The sequence below is a fragment of the Actinomyces culturomici genome (assembly GCF_900499005.1).
GTDB classification, from domain to species: Bacteria; Actinomycetota; Actinomycetes; order Actinomycetales; family Actinomycetaceae; genus Pauljensenia; species Pauljensenia culturomici.
Genome location: NZ_LS991316.1, coordinates 358,446 through 380,787, shown reverse-complemented (window position 1 = coordinate 380,787; position 22,342 = coordinate 358,446). Strand labels below are relative to the sequence as shown.

General features: G+C 70.2%; 21 protein-coding genes and 1 pseudogene. 12 read left to right on the top strand and 10 right to left on the bottom strand.

Features of this window, described 5'->3' with window-relative positions; translation table 11 throughout:
• Positions 1–75 precede the first annotated feature (75 nt).
• The 4 genes from DY157_RS01665 (at position 76) to DY157_RS01650 (ending at position 4,200) form a co-directional block, all read left to right on the top strand.
• Entirely contained in the window at positions 76–753 is a 678-nt protein-coding gene (locus DY157_RS01665) for a glycosyltransferase family 2 protein (protein ID WP_115726936.1), read from the top strand.
• Positions 753–1,196 (top strand): DUF2304 domain-containing protein, encoded by a 444-nt coding sequence (locus tag DY157_RS01660; protein WP_115726935.1) that lies wholly within the window; start codon positions 753–755, stop codon positions 1,194–1,196. The genes DY157_RS01665 and DY157_RS01660 overlap by 1 nt, the downstream gene beginning before the upstream one ends.
• A gap of 20 nt (positions 1,197–1,216) precedes the next feature.
• A complete protein-coding gene (locus DY157_RS01655; RefSeq protein WP_115726934.1) occupies positions 1,217–2,533 on the top strand; it encodes an LCP family protein in 1,317 nt (438 codons plus the stop codon).
• A gap of 59 nt (positions 2,534–2,592) precedes the next feature.
• Positions 2,593–4,200: an LCP family protein gene (locus DY157_RS01650; protein WP_235827035.1), complete on the top strand. Its 1,608-nt coding sequence runs from the start codon at positions 2,593–2,595 to the stop codon at positions 4,198–4,200.
• 183 nt (positions 4,201–4,383) lie between these two features.
• On the opposite strand, the gene galE is transcribed toward DY157_RS01650, so the two are convergent.
• The 6 genes from galE to DY157_RS01620 form a co-directional block, all read right to left on the bottom strand.
• Positions 4,384–5,379, bottom strand: a complete 996-nt coding sequence (gene galE / locus DY157_RS01645; protein WP_115726933.1) for a UDP-glucose 4-epimerase GalE — start codon at positions 5,377–5,379, stop codon at positions 4,384–4,386.
• Positions 5,380–5,411: 32 nt separating this feature from the next.
• Positions 5,412–5,975, bottom strand: a complete 564-nt coding sequence (purE, locus tag DY157_RS01640) for a 5-(carboxyamino)imidazole ribonucleotide mutase (RefSeq protein WP_115726932.1) — start codon at positions 5,973–5,975, stop codon at positions 5,412–5,414.
• 78 nt (positions 5,976–6,053) lie between these two features.
• Positions 6,054–7,208: a 5-(carboxyamino)imidazole ribonucleotide synthase gene (locus DY157_RS01635; RefSeq protein WP_115726931.1), complete on the bottom strand. Its 1,155-nt coding sequence runs from the start codon at positions 7,206–7,208 to the stop codon at positions 6,054–6,056.
• Between the two features lie 694 nt (positions 7,209–7,902).
• Positions 7,903–9,228 (bottom strand): sensor histidine kinase, encoded by a 1,326-nt coding sequence (locus DY157_RS01630; protein WP_115726930.1) that lies wholly within the window; start codon positions 9,226–9,228, stop codon positions 7,903–7,905.
• Between the two features lie 120 nt (positions 9,229–9,348).
• Positions 9,349–10,023, bottom strand: a complete 675-nt coding sequence (locus DY157_RS01625; RefSeq protein WP_115726929.1) for a response regulator transcription factor — start codon at positions 10,021–10,023, stop codon at positions 9,349–9,351.
• Between the two features lie 117 nt (positions 10,024–10,140).
• On the bottom strand, positions 10,141–11,193 hold the full coding sequence (locus tag DY157_RS01620; protein WP_115726928.1) for an adenylate/guanylate cyclase domain-containing protein: 1,053 nt from the start codon (positions 11,191–11,193) through the stop codon (positions 10,141–10,143).
• A 174-nt stretch (positions 11,194–11,367) separates the two neighbouring features.
• Here DY157_RS01620 and DY157_RS01615 point away from each other — a divergent pair, with 174 nt between their 5' ends.
• The gene (locus tag DY157_RS01615; protein ID WP_115727870.1) at positions 11,368–12,057 is read left to right on the top strand and encodes a Maf family protein; all 690 of its coding nucleotides are present in this window, start codon (positions 11,368–11,370) and stop codon (positions 12,055–12,057) included.
• 32 nt (positions 12,058–12,089) lie between these two features.
• Positions 12,090–13,073 (top strand): 2,3,4,5-tetrahydropyridine-2,6-dicarboxylate N-succinyltransferase, encoded by a 984-nt coding sequence (gene dapD / locus DY157_RS01610; protein ID WP_115726927.1) that lies wholly within the window; start codon positions 12,090–12,092, stop codon positions 13,071–13,073.
• A 235-nt stretch (positions 13,074–13,308) separates the two neighbouring features.
• Here dapD and DY157_RS01600 read toward each other — a convergent pair whose 3' ends face one another.
• The 3 genes from DY157_RS01600 to fdxA form a co-directional block, all read right to left on the bottom strand.
• A complete protein-coding gene (locus DY157_RS01600; RefSeq protein ID WP_115726926.1) occupies positions 13,309–14,664 on the bottom strand; it encodes a citrate synthase in 1,356 nt (451 codons plus the stop codon).
• A gap of 139 nt (positions 14,665–14,803) precedes the next feature.
• The gene (gene dapC / locus DY157_RS01595) at positions 14,804–15,946 is read right to left on the bottom strand and encodes a succinyldiaminopimelate transaminase (protein WP_115726925.1); all 1,143 of its coding nucleotides are present in this window, start codon (positions 15,944–15,946) and stop codon (positions 14,804–14,806) included.
• Positions 15,947–15,948: 2 nt separating this feature from the next.
• Positions 15,949–16,290 carry a ferredoxin gene (fdxA, locus tag DY157_RS01590; RefSeq protein WP_115726924.1) on the bottom strand — a complete coding sequence of 114 codons (342 nt, stop codon included), beginning with the start codon at positions 16,288–16,290 and terminating at the stop codon, positions 15,949–15,951.
• Between the two features lie 53 nt (positions 16,291–16,343).
• On the opposite strand from fdxA, the gene DY157_RS01585 reads away from it, so the two are divergent.
• Positions 16,344–16,781, top strand: coding sequence for a putative acetyltransferase (locus DY157_RS01585; protein ID WP_115726923.1), 438 nt, complete (start codon positions 16,344–16,346; stop codon positions 16,779–16,781).
• 646 nt (positions 16,782–17,427) lie between these two features.
• On the opposite strand, the gene typA is transcribed toward DY157_RS01585, so the two are convergent.
• Entirely contained in the window at positions 17,428–19,353 is a 1,926-nt protein-coding gene (typA, locus tag DY157_RS01580) for a translational GTPase TypA (RefSeq protein ID WP_115726922.1), read from the bottom strand.
• A 126-nt stretch (positions 19,354–19,479) separates the two neighbouring features.
• Here typA and DY157_RS01575 point away from each other — a divergent pair, with 126 nt between their 5' ends.
• The 5 genes and pseudogenes from DY157_RS01575 to DY157_RS11860 all read left to right on the top strand — a co-directional run bounded on the left by DY157_RS01575 (position 19,480) and on the right by DY157_RS11860 (position 22,293).
• Entirely contained in the window at positions 19,480–19,839 is a 360-nt protein-coding gene (locus DY157_RS01575; protein WP_115726921.1) for an aldose epimerase family protein, read from the top strand.
• Between the two features lie 2 nt (positions 19,840–19,841).
• Positions 19,842–20,423 carry a 1-acyl-sn-glycerol-3-phosphate acyltransferase gene (locus DY157_RS01570; RefSeq protein WP_115726920.1) on the top strand — a complete coding sequence of 194 codons (582 nt, stop codon included), beginning with the start codon at positions 19,842–19,844 and terminating at the stop codon, positions 20,421–20,423.
• 159 nt (positions 20,424–20,582) lie between these two features.
• Positions 20,583–21,437 carry a siderophore ABC transporter substrate-binding protein gene (locus DY157_RS01565; protein ID WP_268876494.1) on the top strand — a complete coding sequence of 285 codons (855 nt, stop codon included), beginning with the start codon at positions 20,583–20,585 and terminating at the stop codon, positions 21,435–21,437.
• Positions 21,438–21,460: 23 nt separating this feature from the next.
• Positions 21,461–21,715, top strand: a pseudogene (locus tag DY157_RS11865) (iron chelate uptake ABC transporter family permease subunit); the annotation flags it as partial.
• Between the two features lie 113 nt (positions 21,716–21,828).
• Positions 21,829–22,293 carry an iron chelate uptake ABC transporter family permease subunit gene (locus DY157_RS11860; protein ID WP_268876481.1) on the top strand — a complete coding sequence of 155 codons (465 nt, stop codon included), beginning with the start codon at positions 21,829–21,831 and terminating at the stop codon, positions 22,291–22,293.
• The last annotated feature ends 49 nt before the right edge of the window (positions 22,294–22,342 follow it).

Below are 22,342 nucleotides of genomic sequence, written 5' to 3'. Positions count from 1 at the left end.
TTATGAGCAACAGCATAGAGGACCTCCGGCTCCGCCCCTTCTTCGTCGCCGCGGCCCGCATGGGATACTGCAGACATGGAGACGCTCACCGATACATGGGTCGTCGTCCCCCTGTACAACGAGGCCTCCGTCGTCGGCGACGTCGTTTCCGAGGTCCGACGGGTCTTTCCGAACGTCGTCTGCGTGGATGACGGATCGCGGGACGACTCGGCCGAGGTCGCCGAATCGGCCGGCGCGCTCGTCGTCCGTCACCCGATCAATCTCGGACAGGGCGCGGCCCTCCAAACCGGATTCGATTTCGTCATGCGCTCGACCGGCGGGCGCTTCGTCGCCACCTTCGACGCCGACGGCCAGCACAGCGTCGACGACGTCGTCGCGATGAGGAAGAAGGCCCTCGCCGAGGACCTGGCGATCGTCTTCGGCTCGCGCTTCCTCGAAGGAGCCTCCCGAGAGATGTCGGGCTTCCGTCGCCTCGTCCTCAGGACCGCGGCGGCGATGACGAGGCTTCGGACCGGAGCCCGCCTCACGGACGCGCACAACGGACTGCGCCTCCTCGACCGTCGGGCGCTCGCCTCCATCAGGCTCCGGCACAATCGGATGGCGCACGCCAGCGAGATCGTCGAGCAGCTCATCGCCTCGAAGCTCCCCTGGGCCGAGATGCCCGTCCACATCCGGTACACCGACTACTCGAAGGCGAAGGGGCAGTCCCTTCTCAATTCGGTGAACATCCTCGTCGAGCTCTTCCTGGGGTGATGATGACTACCTACTGGCTCGCCAAACTCCTCCTCCTCGTCGGCCTCGGCCTCGTGGCGTTCCTCATCCTCAGGCGGCCCCGAACGGCCTCGCACCTCGCACTCCGCCGACTCGGGATGCTCGTTCTCATCCTCTTCGCCTGCTTCGCGGTCCTCTTCCCCCACATCCTCAACGACCTCGCGCATCTCGTCGGCATCGAACGGGGAATCAACCTTCTCGTGTACGGCGTGGTGCTCGCCCTTTTCGGAGCGATGGCGGGCTCCTATCGGCGGGATTCGGACACCGAGGCCCGTCTCACCCAGCTCGCGCGCGCCGTCGCCCTCGCGGATGCCGAAAGGCGCTACGGCCCCCGAGCCGGGGGCGCCGCGGACGCGCCTGAATCTCCCGGAGAAGCCCCCTCGCGAGGCGCGTCACGCCCCGGGGACGTCGAAACGCCGCGGTGACGGCGCTACGATCGCACTCAATGAGCAAACACGCGATCGACAAGCGCCTGCGCCCGGTTCAACACGCCGCGACGAATCCGTTCCGATTCGGCGCGCTGCGCTCGACCGTGGCGGTCCTCCTCGCGGTCCTCCTCTTCTTCGTCTCCGCGGTCGGGTTCCTCTACGGGTCCCTCGCCGCCCAGGTTCGAAGCTCCGCGCTCGATATCTCGAATCTGACGAACCAGTCGGGATCGACGGCGAAGGCAATCACAGCCATCGACCAGTTCCAGGGCCGAGCGATCAACATCCTCGTCTCCGGCACCGATTCGCGGTACAACCAGGACGATGCGGGCTACGGATCGTCGGAGGAACTCGCCACGATCCACTCGGATACGACGATGATCGCGCACATCTCCGCGGACCGGAAGTCGGTCACCGTCGTCTCGATCCCCCGCGACCTCGTCACCGACATCCCCTCGTGCACGCTGTCGAGCGGTGAGACGACCGCCTCCTACGAGGGCATGTTCAACTCCGCCTTCTCCACCGGAGCGGTGACGGACGACGTCGGCGGCGGAATCGCCTGCACGAAGGCGACGGTCGAGCAGCTCACGGGTCTGACGATCGACGCGTTCGTCGTCGTCGACTTCACCGGCTTCAAGGGGATGATCGAGGCCCTCGGCGGCGTGTGGTTCAACGTCCCTGAGGACATGTACGACACCTACTCCGGCCTCGACGTCAAGGCGGGCTGCCAGCGCTTCGATGCCGCAACGGCCCTTTCCTTCGCCCGCGCCCGTTATGAGGTCGGGGACGGCTCGGACATCTCGAGGATCGGCCGCCAGCAGCAGCTCGTCTCCGCGATGCTCCGCGAGGTCCTCTCGAAGAACTACGTCACCGACCTTCCGGCGCTCATCACGTTCCTCAGGGCGACGATCGCCTCGCTCACCGTCTCGACGAACCTCGCCGACATCAACGCCGACGCGGGCCTCCTCAGTTCGCTCCTCGGCGTCGACAAGGCGAACATCCGCTTCGTCACCATGCCCTGGGGGTTGGCGTCCTGGGACCGGAATCGCGTCGTCGCGACCGAGCCCGAGGCGACGAACGTCTGGAAGGCTCTCGCGGCCGACGAGTCCCTCCCCATCGGCACCGCCTACACGGACGGCGCGGGCAACACCCAGACCGTGCCCGATCCGGAAGCCCAGTCCGCCGCGGCCGCCGAGTCCGGGACCGCCTCCGACACGGGCTCGACGTCGGACACGGCGACTACCACTGAAACGACGAACACGACCGATACGACCGGCTCGACCGACACCGGTTCGACCGCGACGACCTCCCCCGAGACCTGCCCCCCGAGCGAATGACCTGTCTCTTATCCTGTCTCCTATACACATCCGACGCTGGAGGGGAAACACNCGAGCGAATGACCTCTCAGCCCCCCTCCTTCCGACCCGACCGACGCCGCGCCCGGCCCACCTCCTCCGAGGCCAGACCCGCGAGCGGCCAGAATCCCTCTACCGGACAGGGCGCCGCGGAGGGCGCGCAGGGCTCCGCTCCGCAGACCGGTTACGGCGTCCGCCCCTCCGCTCAGGGCGCCCCGATGCCGGTCTTCCGCGAGCGCCCGAAGGTCTACGGGGTCGCCGCCGACGGCGCGGGCGCCAAGCAGTGGAGGGTCGACGCCGAGTCCGGCGAGGCCGCGCCCGTCGACCCGCACAAGCCCCTCATCCCGACGACGGCCGACCAGCCGTCCCGTCCTCTCCCGCCCTCCTTCGCCCCCGCGAAGCGCGCCTCGCACGCCGAGTCGGCGGCCCGCGCCGCGGCCCAGCGGAACGGCGACGCCGCCCGGGGAGGAGCGGGCCCCGCCCCCTCCTTCGCCCCGACCGGGCGTTCGGGAGGACGTCCCTCCGGCGCATCGAGCGCTCGTCCCGGCGCTGTTCCGGGCAGGCCGGGTCCTCAGGCGGGTTCTGCGGCTCCGCGTCCCATCCGATCATCCGGCGGCTACCCGACGACCTCGGTTCCCCCCTCGACTCCCGTCCCGCGACCCGATCCCGCACGAACGGCGCGGCCCGTCGGACGTCCGAAGCGGCGCTCGCCGCTTCGGCGAATCGGCGCCCTCATCGCAGCGCTCCTCGTCCTCGTCCTCGTCTGGACGTCGTTCCTCCTGTGGGACGCGAATCAGAACCTCGGGCGCACTCAGGCGCTCTCGGGCGCAGCGAACACCGCGGGGACGACGTACCTGCTCGCCGGTTCCGACTCGCGCGCGGACGGCGCGGTGAAGGACGGCTTCGAGGGCGGCGAGCGCTCCGACTCGATCATGCTCGTCAACATCGCCCCCAACGGGCAGACCGTCACCCTGTCGATCCCCCGCGACACCTACGCGAAGATCCCCGGCTACGGCTGGGACAAGATCAACGCCGCCTACTCGTACGGGGGCTCCGCCCTCCTCGTGGAGGCGGTCGAGAACCTCACCGGTCTCACCGTCGACCACTACGTTCAGATCGGCATGGGCGGCGTCGCGGACATCGTCGACGCGGTCGGCGGGATCAACGCGTGCTACGACGGGGACGTCGCTCAGGGCGACCCCTCCGGCCTCGAGTGGACGGCCGGCTGTCACGACGTCGACGGCACGACGGCCCTCGCATTCTCCCGTATGCGCTACTCGGATCCCGAGGGCGACATCGGCAGGACGAAGCGCCAACGCCAGGTGATCTCGAAGGTCGTCTCCAAGGCCCTCTCCCCGTCGACGCTGATCAACCCGGCGAAGACCCTCAAGGTCGAGCGCGCCGGCTCGGCGTCCTTCACCGTCGACGAGTCCGACTCCGTGCTCGACGTCGCGAAGCTCGTCCTCGCGTTCCGGTCGTCGTCGAAGTCGGGCCTCATGGGCACCCCGCCGATCGAGTCGCTCGACTACACGACGGACGCGGGAGGCTCGGCGGTCCTCCTCCAGGACACGACGGCCGACGACTTCTTCGCGAAGCTCCGCTCCGGATCGTTGACCACCGACGATCTCAACGTCGTCGCCGGATACTGACCCGGCACGCACGAGGGCGGGGCTCCCCGCCTCTTCGAGGGCGATCGACAGCGGCCGGGGCCGACCCATGGTCGGCCCCGGCCGTCGTCTCATGAGCGCTCAGGCGATTCCGTCAGCGCCTCGGTGTTGGTGACGCCGCTCCGAACGACCAGAACGACAACGCCGCGTCGAAGGAGACCGGACTTACTCCCCGGGGCGCTCGATCCTGCGCGGACCGGCCTGCCAGCCCTCCCACGCGGATTCGAGGATGTCGTCGACGTCGTGCTCGGCGGTCCAGCCGAGGTCCTCTCCGATCCGCGAGGCATCGCCGATGAGGAGCGGCGGGTCGCCCGCGCGGCGCCCCTCCTCCACCACGGCGAAGTCCCACCCTGCGACCTTGCGCAGACCGTCGACGATCTGGCGGACCGAAGTGCCCGTGCCGGTGCCGACGTTGAAGACGCGATGGGCGAGCTCACGGTCCGCATCCAGAGCGTCAAGCGCCGCGATATGCGCCTTCGCGAGGTCGAGGACGTGGATGTAGTCGCGGACGCAGGTGCCGTCCTGCGTCGGATAGTCGGTGCCGAAGATCTTTGCCGGCTCGCCCTTCTCGACGCGGTCGAGGACCATGGGGACGAGGTTGAGGATCGCGGGGTCGGCGAGGTCCGTCCACCCGGCGCCCGCGACGTTGAAGTAGCGCAGTCCGATCCACTTGAGGCCCCAGGCGCGCTCGGCGTCGGCCATCATCCACTCGCCGATGAGCTTCGTCTCGCCGTAGGGGTTGATCGGATGGCAGTCGATGTCCTCGGCGACGACCTCGACCGGAGGCATCCCGTAGACGGCCGCGGAGGAGGAGAAGATGATCTGCTCGACGCCGGACTCGTTCATCGCGCGCAGGACGTTCGCGAGCCCGCCGATGTTCTGCTGGTAGTAGAACATCGGGCGCTTCACCGACTCGCCGACCTGCTTGCGGGCGGCGAAGTGGATGACGGCGGTGACGTCCTCGTCGACCATCGTGTTCGCGAGGACGGTGGCCGCTTCCTCGGACGCGACGTCGAGTTCGACGAGGGTCGCGCCCTCGACGCGGGAGGCGGCACCGGTCGAGAGGTCGTCGACCACGACGACGCGCTCACCGCGCTCGAGAAGGAGTCGGACGACGTGCGCGCCGATGTAGCCGGCGCCTCCGGTCACAAGAATGCTCATGGGCCCATCCTAACCGCGCGGAGCGGCCCGGATCATAGGCTCTCGGCGACCCTTTCGGCGAGCTTCGCGCCCTTGTCGGCGGCCAGATCGCGCAGCGACGCCTGGAATTCCCGCATCTTCGCGCGCAGCCCCTCGGCGAATCCGCCCTCGCCCGCGGAGAGGATCCTCGCGGCGAGGAGCCCCGCGTTGCGCGCCCCGCCGATCGACACGGTCGCGACGGGCACGCCCGCCGGCATCTGGACGATCGAGTGGAGCGAGTCGACGCCGTCGAGGTGCTTGAGCGGCACGGGGACGCCGACGACGGGCAGTTCCGTGAGGGCGGCGAGCATTCCGGGCAGGTGGGCCGCTCCCCCGGCGCCCGCGATGACGACGCGCAGGCCGCGGGCGGAGGCGGATCGGCCGTAGGCGACCATGTCCTCGGGCATGCGGTGGGCGGAGACGACCCCGACCTCGCAGGCGATGCCGAATTCGGCGAGGGCGTCGACGGCGGGCGCCATCGTCGGCCAGTCGGAGTCCGATCCCATGACGACGCCGACGAGCGGACGCTCGCCGGTCGCGGTGAGACGGATGTCGAGGGCGGGGGTCTGGTCGGTCATCGGGGGTCCTTCCTCGGGAGCGGTTGTGCGGGCGTTCGGGTCGTCGGCGGATCGACGAGAGCGGGGCGGGGCGCCCGTTCAGGCGTCACCGCGAAGCACCGCGACGACGGCCTCGGCCTCCGCGCGGGCGGCGGCGGGATCGGCGTCGACGACGGTGACGTGACCGAGCTTGCGACGAGGCCGGACCTCCTTGCCGTAGAGGTGGACCTTCGCACGCGGGTGCCCGTCCAGTGCGGCGCCCAGGGCGCGCGCCGGGTCGTCGTGGCTCGAGCCGAGGAGGTTGACCATGACGGAGCGCGTCCCGGGGACGAGGACCTCGGTCGAGCCGAGCGGGAGGTCGAGGACGGCGCGCAGGTGCTGTTCGAACTGGCTCGTCACCGCCCCGTCGATCGTCCAGTGACCCGTGTTGTGCGGGCGCATCGCGAGTTCGTTGACGAGGACGCGCGCCTCCTCGCCCTCGCCGACGACGAACATCTCGACGGCGAGCACGCCGGTGACGCCGAGCTCGGCGGCGATCCGCTCGCCGAGCGCACGGGCCTCGTCGAGGAGGCGCTCGGGGATCCCGATCGCGGGCGCGGTGACGACCGAGCACACGCCGTCGACCTGCTCGGTCGTCGATACGGGCCAGGAGGCGATCTCCCCGGAGGGGCGCCGGGCCGTGAGGGCCGCGATTTCGGAGACGAAGTCGACCTTCTCCTCGGCGAGGAGCGGACCGCGCCCGAACCAGTCGGAGACCTCGGCGGGGTCGGCGACGACGCGAACGCCGTGACCGTCGTAGCCGCCGGTGGGGGTCTTGACGACGACCGGCCAGCCGATCTCCGCTCCGAAGGCGCGCAGGTCGTCCTCGTCCTCGATCCGCGCCCACCGCGGGCACGGCGCTCCCATCGCGGTGAGGCGCTCGCGCATCGCGAGCTTGTCCTGGGCGTAGAGAAGGGCCGAGGCGGGCGGCTCGATCGCGACGCGGCCGGCGAGGGCCGCGAGCAGGGCCTGGGGGACGTGCTCGTGTTCGAAGGTGAGGACGTCGGCGCCCTCGACGAGCGCGAAGACCTCGTCGGGATCCTGCGGAGTGCCGACGGAGGAGGGGACGACGACCTGGCCGGTCGACCCGTCGGCCGCCTCGACGAGGGGGCGCAGCTCCACGCCGAGGGCGATGGCGCTCTCCTGCATCATGCGGGCGAGTTGCCCGCCGCCGATGACCGCGATGACGGGCCTGCCCGTCGAGCTGGACTCCATGGCCCCGACCCTACTCGCCGCGGGGCTTCCGGGTCGACGCGGTCCGCCGGTCTCGTGGTTCATCGGGCCCGCGGGGCTCCATCGGGCCCGCGGGGCTCAGTGGAGGACTTCCCGACAAGAGGAGGGGATACACCCCCTCCACGCGTCGCTAATGCCTCCACACGGCGTCAATGCCTCCACACGGCGTCAATGCCTCGACATGACGCATCCCCTCCCATCAGGACGGTCCGCGATCCGATACCGCTCAGTGGAGGACTTCCCGACAAGAGGAGGGGATACACCCCCTCCACGCGTCGCTAATGCCTCCACACGACGTCAATGCCTCCACACGGCGTCATCCCCTCCCATCAGGACGGTCCGCGATCCGATACCGCTCAGTGGAGGACTTCCCGACAAGAGGAGGGGATACACCCCCTCAACGCGTCGCTAATGCCTCCACACGGCGTCAATGCCTCGACATGACGCATCCCCTCCCATCAGGACGGTCCGCGATCCGATACCGCTCAGTGGAGGACTTCCCGACAAAAGGAGGGGATACACCCCCTCCACGCGTCGCTAATGCCTCCACGCGTCGCCAAGCCCTCCACTCGGACGGGAAGGCGAGTGTCATCGGCGCGCCCATTGGACCGATCGAGGCCCCGCGCGGAGTCGTGCGGCGTAGCTCGGTGCGGAGTCGTGCGGCGAGGCCCCGCTCTCAGAATCGCCGCGAGCGCCGACCCATCGAGACGACGGGCCCCTGGGGCATCACACGATCCGGGTCGAGGGACGCCGGGATCGCCGCCAGCGACAGGGTGAAGACCGGCGGCCGATTGCTCGTGAGCTCGAGCCGACCGCCCATCGCCCCGGCGAGGTCCTTCGCGAGCGCGAGACCGATGCCGGTCGAGCCGTGACCGGAGACGCCCTTCTCGAAGACGTCGGGCGCGAGATCGTCGTCGATGCCCTCGCCCTCGTCGGTGACGTCGATGACGACGCCTCGCCGACTCGCCGCGCGTCGCGCCGAGACGCGCGTCGTGCCGGCGCCGTAACGCAGGGAGTTCTCGATGAGGGTCGCGAGCACCTGGGAGAGCTTGCCGCCGTCGGCGAGGACGGGGAGCTCGGCCTCATCGGTGAAGACGAGTTCGCGCCCGGCCGCGACGAAGGCGTCCTCCCACTCCTCGCGCTGGGTGTTGAAGGCCTCGAGAATGTGGATCGCCTCGGTCTGACCGGATGCCCGCGCGTTCGCGTCGAGGAGTTCGGCGACGACGCCGGTGAGGCGCTCGACCTGCTCGAGGCAGGAACGGGCCTCCTCCTGGACCTCCGGCTCGGTGGAGATGAGGTCGATCTCCTCGAGGCGCATCGACAGCGCAGTGAGCGGCGTGCGGAGCTGGTGGGAGGCGTCGGAGGCGAACTGGCGCTCGGCCGCGAGACGGCCCGCCATGCGCTCGCCCGTGCGGACGAGCTCCTCCTGGACGAGGTCGATCTCCTCGATCCCCGAGGGTTTGACGCGGGCGCGCACCTGCCCGGAGCCGATCTGCTCGGCCTGGGCGGCGAGGTAGATGAGCGGCGCGGATAGGCGCCGCGAGAAGCGAAGGGCGAGCGCGAGGCCGACGAGGAGGCACGTCGCCATGCCCGCGAGGTAGAGCGCGCAGATCGCGGCGACCTTCTGGAGGGTCCGGACGGCCGAGACCTCCATCCGGACGGCGGTTCCGGCCTGGGTGGAGGCGTGGGCGACGAGGGTCGGTCCGTCGACGGGGTTCCCGACGGTCGTCAGCCCGTAGGCCGCCGTCGACACGGAGACGCGCACCCCGCCCTGCCGGTCGGCGACCGGATCGGCGAGGGCGGCGAGGAGCTCGGGAGTGATCTCCTCCCCGTCCGCGATACGACGATCGACGCTGCGGGCCACGGTCTGCACTCGGGCGTTGAGGCGCTCCTGGTCGGAGTTCCACGCGACGTACGAGGACGCGAAGGCGCCAGGCACGCCCATGAGGAGGGCGACGACCGTGACGGCCGCGAGGATCATCCTCACCGCTCTCTTGCGCATTCGGCAGTCCTCCTCGTCGTCGTGGGGTTCGGGCCCGAATACAGGCTACCCGCGTCGCCGGGGCGGCGACGCGGGCAGCGGGGTCGAACGGGCCGGGTCCGATGTCGGGCCCGACGGGGGTCAGCGGGCCTCGAAGCGGAAGCCCATCCCCCTCACCGTCGTGATGTAGTGCGGGTTCGCGGCGTCGTCGCCGAGCTTGCGGCGCAGCCACGAGACGTGCATGTCGAGCGTCTTCGTCGACCCGGTCGGGTCGGAGCCCCACACCTCGCGCATGAGGGCGTCGCGTTCGACGACCGTTCCGGCCTCGCGGACGAGGACGCGGAGGAGGTCGAACTCCTTGGCGGTGAGCTGGAGCTCGGTGTCGCCGGAGAAGGCACGGTGGGCGTTGACGTCGACGCGGACGTCCTGGGCGACGAGGTCGGCGTCGCCCGATTCGCCGCCCGTGCGGCGCAGGAGCGCGCGAACGCGGGCGAGGAGCTCGGCGAGGCGGAAGGGCTTCGTCACGTAGTCGTCGGCGCCGGTGTCGAGGCCGACGACCATGTCGACCTCGTCGGTGCGGGCGGTGAGGATGAGGATCGGGACGGTCTTACCGGATCCGCGGATCTCGCGGGCGACGTCGAGGCCGTCGATATCGGGCAGACCGAGATCGAGGACGACCAGATCGGCGCCTTCGACCTCGGCGAGGGCGCCGCGGCCGGTTCCGTGCGCGCGCACCTCGTAGCCCTCACGGCCGAGGGCGCGGGCGAGCGGTTCGGAGATCGCGGGATCGTCTTCGACGAGGAGCACTGTAGTCACAGATACATCATATCCTTTCGAGGAGATCTCTTTCAGGTCCCTTGACCATTGTGGACGATTGTCACTCATTCGGCCCGCTGCGGGGAAGACCCCGGCCTCGGGCGTCTCGGCCCCCGGTCAATCGCGGGCCGAGAGGAGATACGGGGCGATGGGACCGAAGCCGCGCAGTTCGGCGCTGGGGAACTCTTCGAGCCGATAGCCGTCCCCGCCCTTGCCGGCGGCGACCGCCGCGGCCGTCGTCGGGTCGGTGAGGATCTTCCCGACGGGCGCGATGTCGACGAGGCGCGAGGCGAGGTTGACCGTCGGGCCGAAGACGTCGCCCGAGCGGGAGAACACGTCTCCGCGGACGAAGGAGGCGCGCACAGGGAGGATCCGGTCGTCGGCGCTCAGCCGCTCGATGAGGGTCGTCACCACCCTCAGGCCGGTCGTAAGATCGTCGGCGATGTAGAGGACGGCGTCCCCGATCGTCTTGACGACGCGCCCGCCCGCCTCGGTGACGGCCTGGCGCGACTCCTCCTCGAAGCGCTCGATGAGGTCGACGACCGCGCCGCCGAGGATCGTCGAGGACGAGGTGTAGGACACCATGTCGACGAACCCGAGGGACCGGTTGAGGGGGAAGCGGGCCTTCGCGTCCTCGTGCCCGCGCTGGGAGACCTCCTTGTCGAGGCGCGAGAGAAGCGCCTCCATCTGCCGCTGCCACGAGTGGATGAACATGTGCTCGAAAGCGGCGACCCGCTCGCGCATGTGGTCGAGGACGTACATGCGGGCCGTCGTGTCGTCGAGGCCGAGCCTGCGGACGGCGTCCTCGACGAGGGCTTCGAACTGCCAGAGGCTCAGTCGATCGGCGAGGTGGGAGTTCGCGCGCAGGAGCGAGCGGCTCGTCGCGAGGTCGATCGCCCCGGATTCGACGAGCTCGTTCCACGTCACGTAGACCTCGAGGTCGCGGTCGGTGAAAGTGGGCGCGTCAGGGTCGGGGCGCTGGAATCCCATCGAGGTCCAGAAGTCGTAGACCCTCTCGACGGACGTTCCCGCGCGCTCAGCAAGAACGCGGGCGCTCATCGTCGCCGGCCCGCCGAGGAGCCTCGGGGCGTAGCTCGAGACCGTCTGATGCTCGAGGGCGCAGACGTCGACCTCGGGGGTCGACGCGGCCTCGGACGCGGTCCGGTCCATCGCGCCTCCCCTCTCGGTGTCGTCTCGTCGCATGCGGGCGTTCCCGGCGCGCGCTCGCGCGCGAGAACCGGCCGGGACACATCTTAGTAGCGTACATCACGTTTGACACGTCAATCGAACGCGCGCAGACGTCCTCGGGTGGGCGAGGGCCTCCCGACGGTGGAGAATGCCCACATGCGGATCCTCCTCGCCTCGAAGTCCCCCGCCCGCCTCGCGACCCTCGTGAGCGCCGGCGTCACGCCGATCGTCCGCGTCTCCGCCGTCGACGAACCCGCCGTCCTCGAGCGCCTGCGCGCCTCCTCCCCGACCCCGCCGACTCCCCCCGACGAGGTCCTCGCGCTCGCCGCCGCCAAGCGCGACGCCGTCGTCGCCTCCCTCCTCGCGCTCCCCTCCCCGATCGACGAGGACGGGGCCGATTCCCTGCTCATCGTCGGCTGCGATTCCATGCTCGAGATCGGCGGTCGCATGCTCGGCAAGCCTCATACGCCGGAGGTCGCGCGCGAGCGGATCCGCGAGATGCGCGGCACCTCGGCGACCCTGTGGACGGGGCACGCGGTGGCGCTCGTTCGACCGGGGGCCGCGTACGCGCCCGGGCCGGCCCTCGCCCGCGCCGCGTCGACGCGCGTCCGGTTCGGCGACATCACGGACGCGGAGATCGACGCCTACGTCGAGTCCGGCGAGCCGCTCCACGTCGCGGGCTCCTTCACAATCGACGGGCTCGGCGGCCCCTTCATCGCCGGAGTCGACGGCGATCACCATTCGGTCGTCGGCATCTCCCTGCCGCTCCTGCGCAGCCTCGCGGCCGAACTCGGCGTCTTCTGGCCCGACCTGTGGGACCACCGCCGAGGGATGGACCGGCACTGACAGCGCGCCCCCTCTGTTTTACAGTTCTTCACATGGACATTACGAAGGCTTGGGGCATCGGCCTCGCGACTGTGACGAAGGACGGCGAAACTCTCGACGTCTGGTACCCGAGGCCGCACCTCGGGGAGATGACGCCGGGCGAGGACGCCGACCTCCTCGACACCCTCACCCGCATGCAGCGCCAGGACGACGCCCGCGGCGTCCGCACCACCGTCGTCACCTGCAAGTCCGACCTCGAGGACCAGCCGCACTCGACGGCCGGCACCTACCTGCGCCTCCACCTTCTCTCCCACCGGCTCGTCAAACCGAACACGATCAACCTCGACGGGATCTTCTCCCGCCTCCCCAACGTCGTGTGGACCTCGCAGGGCCCCTGCGCCGCCGAGGACTTCGAGGAGACCCGCCTGCGCCTGCGCGCCGCGCTCGGCCACCCCGTCGCCGTCCTCGGCGTCGACAAGTTCCCCCCGATGGTGAACTACGTCGTCCCCAAGGGGGTCCGGATCGCCGATGGCGCGAAGGTCCGACTCGGCGCGCACCTCGCCGAGGGCACGACCGTCATGCATGCCGCCTTCGTCAACTACAACGCCGGCACGCTCGGCCGCTCGATGGTCGAGGGCCGCATCTCCCAGGGCGTCGTCATCGACGACGGCTCCGACGTCGGCGGCGGCGCCTCGACGATGGGCACCCTGTCCGGCGGCGGCCGCCAGCGCGTCCGCCTCGGCAAGCGCTGCCTCCTCGGCGCGAATTCCGGCCTCGGCATCCCGCTCGGCGACGACTGCGTCGTCGAGGCGGGCCTCTACCTCACCGCCGGCGCGAAGGTCGCCGTCATGGAGGCCGGAGGCGTCGTCCCCGGCAACAACGGCCTCTTCGCGGAGCCCCGCACCGTGTCCGCGCGCGAGCTCGCCGGGGCCTCGAACGTCCTCTTCCGACGCAACTCGCAGTCCGGCCGCATCGAGGCCCTCGCCCGAGGCGGCAAGGGCATCGAGCTGAACGAGGAGCTCCACGCGTCGAACTGACGCGCCCGCACCAGCAGCACTCGGAGCAACCGCACTCCGAGCAGGCGCGCCACGCGCAGCACCGCGATCAGACGCACTCGGAGCAACAGCCGAGCGCCGACGCGTCGGCGCGCCGCCCATCGACGGGGGAAGCCCCGAACCCGCCCGGGTTCGGGGCCTCCCCCGTGTCGTCTCATTCCGCTTCGGCGCCCCGCCCTCGTCGATCAGCGCGACGAGCGGGCCGCCGAGCGCGCACTCACTCCGCGACGCGCGGCGTGCGACGGCGCAGCGGCACGTAGTCGCGCTCGACCTCGCCGACGTAGACCTGGCGCGGACGGCCGATCTTCGTCGCGGGATCCTCGGTCATCTCGACGTACTGGGCGATCCAGCCGGGCAGGCGCCCGAGTGCGAACAGCGGCGTGAACATCTTCGTCGGGAATCCCATCGCCGAATAGATGAGGCCCGTGTAGAAGTCGACATTCGGGTAGAGCTTGCGCTCCTTGAAGTAGTCGTCGCCGAGGGCGATCGCCTCGAGCTCCATCGCGATGTCGAGGAGCTCGTCGCGCTTGCCGAGGCGCGAGAGGACGTCGTGCGCGGTCTCCTTGACGAGCGCGGCGCGCGGATCGTAGTTCTTGTAGACGCGGTGGCCGAAGCCCATGAGGCGGACGCCCTCGGCCTTCGACTTCACCTTGTCGACGAACTTCTGAACCGGCTCGCCCGTATCGCGGATCTGATGGAGCATCCTCAAGACCGCCTCGTTCGCGCCGCCGTGAAGCGGGCCCGCGAGCGCGCCGACGCCGGCCGCGACCGACGCGTAGAGGTTCGCCTGCGAGGAGCCCACGAGGCGCACCGTCGACGTCGAGCAGTTCTGCTCGTGGTCGGCGTGGAGGATGAGGAGCATGTCGAGCGCCCGGACGAGGGCCGGGTCGATGTCGTACGCCTGGTACGGCATGCCGAAGGTCATCCGGATGAAGTCCTCAGTGTACGAGCGGGCCGAGTCCGGGTAGAGGAGCGGCAGGCCGGCGGCGCGCTTCGCGATGTAGCTGATCATCGTCGGCACCTTCGCGAGGAGGAGCACGAGGGCCGTGTCGAGCTGCTCGCGATTGCGCGGGTCGAGCGTGTCCTCGTAGTACGTCGCGAGGCCGGCGATGCCCGCCTGGAGGATCGCCATCGGGTGACCGCGGTGCGGGAAGGCGGTGAAGAATGCCTTGAAGTCCTCGTGGAGGAGCCGGTGGCGCTGGACATTGCGGATGAAGCCCTCGAGCGTCGAGGCGTCGGGCAGCTCTCCGTAGATGAGGAGGTAGGCGACCTCGAGGAAGGAGGAGTTCTTCGCGAGCTGCTCGATCGGGTAGCCGCGGTAGCGGAGGATCCCCGCATCGCCGTCGATGTAGGTGATCGCCGACTGACAGGAGGCGGTGTTCGTGAAGCCCGGGTCGAGGGTGACGATACCGCCCTCGGAGAGGAGCTTGCCGACGCCGAGGCCGTCGTTGCCGACGGACGCCCGCGAGCGCGGCAGGGTGATCGTCGTCTCTCCGACGCTGAGAACGCCGTCGGGTCGCGCGGCGGGCTCGTCGTCGGGATGCGCGACGGTGGGCTTTTCCTGATCCGTCATGGGATCTCCTTCTCGGAAGCGTGCGACATCGCACCGCGGGTGAGGGGCGGGCACGCGGGGGCGGTCCGTCTAGGACGAAAGTCTGTCGTCCGAGTCACTATAAGCGCGATCCCCCGCTTCACGCACGGGGAATCCGGATTCATCCGAGGAGTGAACCGGCAGCCTCCAGACGGGCGGCCGCGGCCTCGATCCTCTCGTCGCTCGCGGTAAGCGCGATGCGCACGCGGCCCTTCGCCGCCTCGCCGTAGAAGTCGCCCGGAGCGACGAGGATCCCGAGGCGCGCGAAGGCGTCGACGAGCTCCCAGGAGTCGCCCGTCCGCGGGCTCGACGCCCACAGGTAGAGGCCCGCCGCCGAGTGCGGATCGTTCTCGAGGCCCGCCGCTCTCACTGCCGTACGGAGCCGTTCGCGCCGCGCACGATAGACCTCCCGCTGAGCGGCGACGTGCGCGCCGTCCACGAGGGCGAGGGCCATCGCGTGCTGGACGGGAGCCGGCACCATGAGTCCCGAATGCTTGCGGACCTCGACGACCGCTCCGACGAGCGCCGGATCGCCGTAGGCGAGGGCCGCGCGATAGCCCGCGAGGTTCGACTGCTTCGAGAGGGAGTAGAGGACGAGGAGCCCCTCCGGATCCCCCTCGCAGACGCGCTCGTCGAGGAGAGAGGGAACGCCCTCGGACGCCCACGGCTCCTCCCACGGAAGGGCCGCGTAGCACTCGTCGGAGACGATGACGGCTCCGCGGGCGCGCGCCCAGTCGCGGGCGGCGCGCAGTTCGTCAATCGAGAGGACCGACCCGTCGGGGTTGCCCGGCGAATTGAGGAAGACGAGGACGGCGTCGGGCCAGTCCTGCGGCCGCTTCGGGTCGACCGGGACCGGCACCGCGCCGGCGAGGCGCGCGCCGATGTCGTAGGTCGGGTAGGCGACCTCGGGGACGAGGACGAGGTCGCCGGGGCCGACTCCGAGGAGCCTCGGGATCCAGGCGACCGCTTCCTTCGAACCGATCGTCGGGAGGACGCCGTCGAGCCCGACGTCGATCATGCCGCGCCCGCGGCCCCACGCGAGGATCGCCTCGCGCACCTCCTGAGTCCCGACGACGGTCGGGTACCCGTGGGCGTCGGAGGCCTGAGCGAGCGCGTCGCGGATGAAGTCCGGCGTCGGATCGACGGGCGTTCCGACCGAGAGGTCGCAGATCCTGTCGGCGTGCGAGGCCGCGAGGGCCTTCGCCGGCGCGAGGAGGTTCCAGGGGAACTCGGGGAGCCCGAGGGGGCGCGGCAGGATCGTCATCGTCACTTCATCGAGTCGAGGTACTCCGCGTTCTGCGGGGGCAGGGAGGAGATCATCGCGTCGTCGAAGTCCTGGGGGCCGGTCTTCTGGGCACCTCCCGGGGAGCCGAGGTCTTTGAAGAAGTCGACGTTCGCGCGGTAGTAGTCGGACCACTGCTCGGGGAGGTCGTCCTCGTAGAAGATCGCCTCGGTCGGGCACACCGGCTCGCAGGCGCCGCAGTCGACGCACTCCTCGGGGTGGATGTAGAGAGTGCGGGCGCCCTCGTAGATGCAGTCGACGGGGCATTCATCGACGCAGGCGCGATCCTTGACGTCCACGCAGGGCTGCGCGATGACGTAGGTCATGGCTTCTCCTCTTCGGTGTCGGGTGGAAACGACTGGCCCCTATTATCGCCCTCATGACGCTGCACGAGGGAATGGGGCCCGCCGATCCTCCCGTCCGCGCGGACGGCGCGCTCCCGTCCTCGTCGATCGACGAGGACGCGGCGGCGGGAATTACGGGACGGAGCCGCGACGCAATGCTCCCCGAGGGGCCGCACCCGGCTGCGGAGAGATCGTCACGGTCACCGACTCCGAGCGGCGAGGCGACGCCCTCCGGGCGCCGCACTCCCCCGCCGCTCCCCTGGCTCGCGTGGACGCCGGGCGAGAGGGTCGTCGTCCGCTACCGACTGGACGACGGGCTGCACGACGCGCTGGGGACGCTCGTCGAGACGGCGCTCGACCACGTCGTCGTCGACACGCGGCGAGGACGGATCCGGGTCGAGGCGTCGACGATGGTGACGGGCAAGAGGGTTCCGCCCCCGCCCTCGTTCCCCACTCCGGCCGACCGCGCCTGACCGCGCCTGACCGCCATCCCCGAACGCCCCCTCACCGAGAGCATCACCTTCGCGCGTCGAGGGGATGCGGCGTATGACTTCGCCGCCGGCTGAGCACGACCCGGTGGCCCAAGGCGCACGACGACGCGGGGAGGGAAATGCCTTCGGGCGGTCGGGGCGATGACCTCGCGGACTACTGGCGCTTCGCAGTTGAGGGTGTAGTCGGCGGATCCCGGCCGGCCGCCGATCACGGAGTCGTGGACCGGGGGCGTCCCCGACGCCCCCACTGCAAATCCGCACACAGTTTCGGCCCGTTGGGAGGATCCACCTCAGGATCCTCGGAAGAAAGCGCAGATCAGAGCCCTGCAGCATCGGAGCCAACGGAGAAACTGTGTGCGTTTCTGCGGGTGAGGTGACGGTATCGAGGCTCCCGACACTCCGACCCTTCCACGTGCGGGGCTACCCGGATCGCACACTCAACGCCCCTCGCCGCCCGCCAAGCCCTCCGAAGCGGCGATCCAGGTCACGCGGGCCGCTGATTCCGGGTGTCAGGCCACCTGGATCGCACACTCGACGACCTTCCCCACCCGCCAACTCCGCCGAGACGGCGATGCAGGTCGTGTAGGGCACTGACAACCGACTACACCCCCAACTGTGAAGAGCCGGACTACTTCTGGATCTGGCCGCGGCGCTCGCGCGCGGCGATCTTGAAGCGCTCCTGCGCGTCGAGGACGACCTTGCGGACGCGGACGGCCTCGGGCGTGACCTCGACGCACTCGTCGTTCGCCGCGAATTCGAGGGACTCCTCGAGGGTGAGCTTGCGCGAGGGCGTGAGCGACTCGTAGACGTCGGCGGTCGCCGAGCGGGTGTTCGTCTGCTTCTTCTCGCGGCAGATGTTGACGTCCATGTCCTCGCCGCGCGGGTTCTCGCCGACGACCTGGCCCTCGTAGACCTCGGAGCCGGGCTCGACGATGAAGGAGCCGCGCTCCTGGAGGTTCGTCATCGCGTACGGGGTCGCCTGCCCGGCGCGGTCGGCGACGAGCGAGCCGGTGAGGCGCTGCTCGATCGGCCCCTGCCAGGGGGCGTAGCCGTCGCCGATCGACGAGGCGATGCCGGTGCCGCGCGTCTCGGTGAGGAAGCGGGTGCGGAAGCCGATGAGGCCGCGGGCCGGGACGACGAACTCGAGGCGGATCCAGCCCGAGCCGTGGTTCGCCATCGTCTCCATGCGGCCCTTGCGGGCGGCCATGAGCTGCGTGACGGCGCCGAGGTACTCCTCGGGGATGTCGATCGTCATCCGCTCCATCGGCTCGTTGCGGACGCCCTCGATGTCCTTGGTGACGACCTGGGGCTTCCCGACGGTGAGTTCGAAGCCCTCGCGGCGCATCTGCTCGACGAGGATCGCGAGCGCGAGCTCGCCGCGGCCCTGAACCTCCCACGCGTCGGGGCGGTCGGTCGGGAGGACCTTGAGGGAGACGTTGCCGACGAGCTCGCGATCGAGACGGTCCTTCACCTGGCGGGCGGTGACCTTCGCGCCCTTGACTCGGCCGGCCATCGGCGAGGTGTTGATGCCGATCGTCATCGAGATCGCCGGATCGTCGACGGTGATGAGCGGGAGGGGGCGCGGGTCCTCGAGGTCGACGAGGGACTCGCCGATCGTGATGTCCTCGATGCCGGCGACGGCGACGATGTCGCCGGGGCCGGCGGACTCGGCGGACACGCGCTCGAGGCCCTCGGTGCGGAGGAGCTCGGTGACGCGGACGGTGCGGATCGTCCCGTCGTGACGGGCGAGGCCGACGGTCGCGCCCTTCGTCAGGGTGCCGTTGTGGATGCGCAGGAGCGCGAGACGACCGAGGAAGGGCGAGGCGTCGAGGTTGGTGACGTGCGCCTGGAGGGGCGCGCCCTCCTCGTACGACGGGCCGGGGATCCGGCTGAGGATCGTCTCGAAGAGGGGCTCGAGGTCCTCGGTCGGGAGGTTCCCGTTGCCGGGGTTCTCGAGCGAGCACACGCCCGACTTCGCGGAGGCGTAGATGACGGGAACGTCGAGGAGCGAGTCGACGTCAGCGTCGACGCCGTCGTTCATGAGGTCCTCGCCGAGGGAGAGGAGGAGGTCGGTCGTCTCGGAGACGACCTCGTCGATCCGGGAGTCCGGGCGGTCGACCTTGTTGACGACGACGACGACCGGGAGCTGGGCCTGGAGGGCCTTGCGGAGGACGAAGCGGGTCTGCGGGAGCGGACCCTCGGAGGCGTCGACCATGAGGACGACGCCGTCGACCATCGAGAGGCCTCGCTCGACCTCGCCGCCGAAGTCGGCGTGCCCGGGGGTGTCGATGACGTTGATCGTCACGCCGTCGGCGAGGCCGAGCCTCTGCGCGGCGGGACCTCGGTAGTGGACCGCGGTGTTCTTTGCGAGGATCGTGATGCCCTTCTCGCGCTCGAGGTCGCCCGAGTCCATGACGCGCTCGCCGGTCTTCTCGACGGTGTCGCGATCGGAGAAGGCGCCCGACTGCCAGAGCATCGCGTCGACGAGCGTCGTCTTGCCGTGGTCGACGTGTGCGACGATCGCGACATTGCGCAGGTCCTGGCGAACGGGCATGGGAACTCCTCGATTCTTCGCGCCCGGGCGGCGCGGTTGAGCACCGTCGAGTCTAGTCGCTCGCACACGGCCCTCCCCTGGCGGGCGCTGCGACATCGGACACGCGAAAGCCCTTAGTCTGGGCCCGTGAGCACCCCATCCACGATCGCCCTCGAGGGGGCCGGGTCGACCGCGACCCTCACCCCCTTCGGCGCGCATCTCCTCTCCTTCTCCCCCGTACCGTCGCGCGCCCCCTTCGCCGAGCCGGCTGGCCCGCACGGCGTCGCGGACACCGCGTTCTGGAAGGCCGTCGAGAAGTCCGGCTCGGGCTCGACGATCATCTGGAATCCGTGGGACGAGGGCGCGGCCGCCCTCTCCGACGTCGAGGATGACGCCTGGCCCGGCTTCCTCTGCGTCGAATCCGCGAACGTCCGCGACCGCGTCATGAGGATCCGGGCGGGCGAGTCCGCCGGGTTCTCCGTCTCCATTCGCGCCGAGGAGCTCTGACCATGCGCATCCGCAAGTTCATCGCCCGCGCCTACCTCGCCTTCTCGCGGTGGACCTTCGTCCACGAGCCGCTCGAGGACGCGACCATGGTGATCGGCGCCCCGCACACCTCGAACTGGGACGGCGTCTTCATGGCGCTGAGCTTCTGGTCGATCGAGCGGCCCTTCGTGTTCCTCGTCAAGGACTCGATCGTCAAGACGCCGGTCCTCGGCCCCTTCGTCCGCTGGATCGGCGGGATCCCCGTCGACCGCTCCGGCGCCCACGGCCTCGTTTCCCGGGTGATCGAGCGGGCGGCCGCCGAGGACCGCTTCACGATCGTCCTCACCCCGAAGGGGACGAGGTCGCCGCGCGACTACTGGAAGTCCGGCTTCTACCGGATCGCGACCGGGGCGGATCTCCCGGTGGCGCTCGGCTTCGTCGACGCCTCGACGCGGACCTTCGGGTGGGGCCCGACGATCCGTCTGACGGGCGATGTCGCGGCGGACATGGACGTCATCCGCGCCTTCTACGCGGACAAGGTCGGCGTCAACCCCGAGAAGGCGTCCGTGCCGCGCCTGCGGGCCGAGGACGCGCCCGAATCCTGAGACGGGCGCGGAGCACTCGCCCTTTCCGGGCTCGTCGTCCTCTCCCTCGCCGCCTGCTCCTCGGCCGGCGCCCAGCCCGCCCAATCGGCCGACGCCCAATCCACGGCCTCCCAGAGCGCCGACTCGTCCGCGACCGCCACGACCCGAACGGTCGAGGACCTGCGCGGCCCCGTCGAGGTCCCCGTCCGACCGGCGGCCGTCGTCGCCACCGACAACAGGATCTTCGCGACCCTTCAGGCCTGGGGCATCGACCTCGTCGCCGCGCCCCGCCAGATCATCGCGTCCGACTCCGTCTACAAGAACGACGAAAGCGTCGTCGACCTCGGCTCCCACCGCGAGCCCGATCTCGAGGCCCTCGTCGCGGTCCGGCCCGACCTCGTCCTCAACGGCCAGCGCTTCCGCGAGCAGTACGACGCGATCGCCGAGCTCGTCCCCGACGCCGCCCTCGTCGACACCGACATCGACGAGAACGAGCCCCTCGACTCCGAGCTCATCCGCGTGACGACGCTCCTCGGGACGATCTTCGACAGGGAGGACGCCGCGACCCGGACCGTCGCGGACTTCACCGAGTCGATCGACCGGGTGAGGGCCGCCTACGACCCGAGCCAGACGGTCCTCGCCGTCATCGTGTCGGGCGGGGAGATCAACTACGCCGCACCCGTCACCGGCCGCACCCTCGGCCCCGTCTACTCGGTCCTCGGGCTCACTCCGGCCCTCGAGGCGGAGGGCTCGACCGATCACCAGGGCGACGACGTCTCCGTCGAGGCGATCGCCTCGGCGAACCCCGACTGGATCCTCGTCATGGACCGCGACGCCGCCGTCGGCTCCCAGGACGGCTCGACGCCGGCCCCGGCGGCGCAGGTCCTCGCGAGCACGTCGGCCCTCGCGAACGTCGACGCCGTGAAGAACGGGCGCATCCTCGCGATGCCGGCCACCGCCTACCTCGACGAGTCGATCCAGATGTACACGACGTACTTCTCACAGATCGCCGACGCGATGGAAGCGGCGAAGTGACGATCGCCCCCGAGCGCGCCCGCATGCTCCTGCTCACCCGGATCCCGCGGACCGCGAGCCTCGTCCTCGCCGGATCCGCGCTCGCCGTCTCGGGCCTCGTCATGCAGCTCCTCACCCGCAACCGCTTCGTCGAGCCGACGACGACGGGGACGACCGAATGGGCGGGCCTCGGGCTCCTCATCGCGCTCGTCGTATTCCCCGGCGCGCCGATCGTCGTGAAGATGGCGCTCGCGATCGTCTTCTCCTTCGGAGGGACGATGCTCTTCTTCGCGATCCTCTCGAGGATCCGCGACACCTCCTCCCTCGTCGTCCCGATCATCGGGATCATGCTCGGCGCGGCGTCGGCGCGGCCTCCACCTGGCTCGCGCTCGCGACGAACGCCCTCCAGTCGATGGGCGCGTGGTTCATGGGCTCCTTCGCCTCGGCGATCGAGGGCCAGTACGAGCCCGTCTGGGCGATCCTCCTCGTCCTCGCCGGCATCGCCATCGTCGCCGATCGCCTCACCATCGCAGGTCTCGGGAAGGACGTGGCGACGAGCGTCGGCGTCGATCACGGGCGCGTCGTCCTCCTCGGCACGGCGATGGTCGCGATGGTGACGGGGATCGTCACGGTCGTCATCGGAAACCTCCCCTTCCTCGGACTCATCGTCCCCAACATCGTCTCGCTCATCCGCGGCGACGACCTGCGCGCGAACCTCCCCTGGGTCTTCCTCGTGGGCGCCGGCACCGTCACCGCGTGCGACATCGTCGGACGCCTCGTCGTCATGCCCTTCGAGATCCCGGTCGGCACGATCCTCGCGATCCTCGGCGCCGCGGTCTTCACGGCCCTCCTCCTCAGGGGGGCCGACCGTGCCTGAGCTCCTCGCCTCCCGCCCCGCTCCCTCCCGCGCGCCGCGCACTCCCATC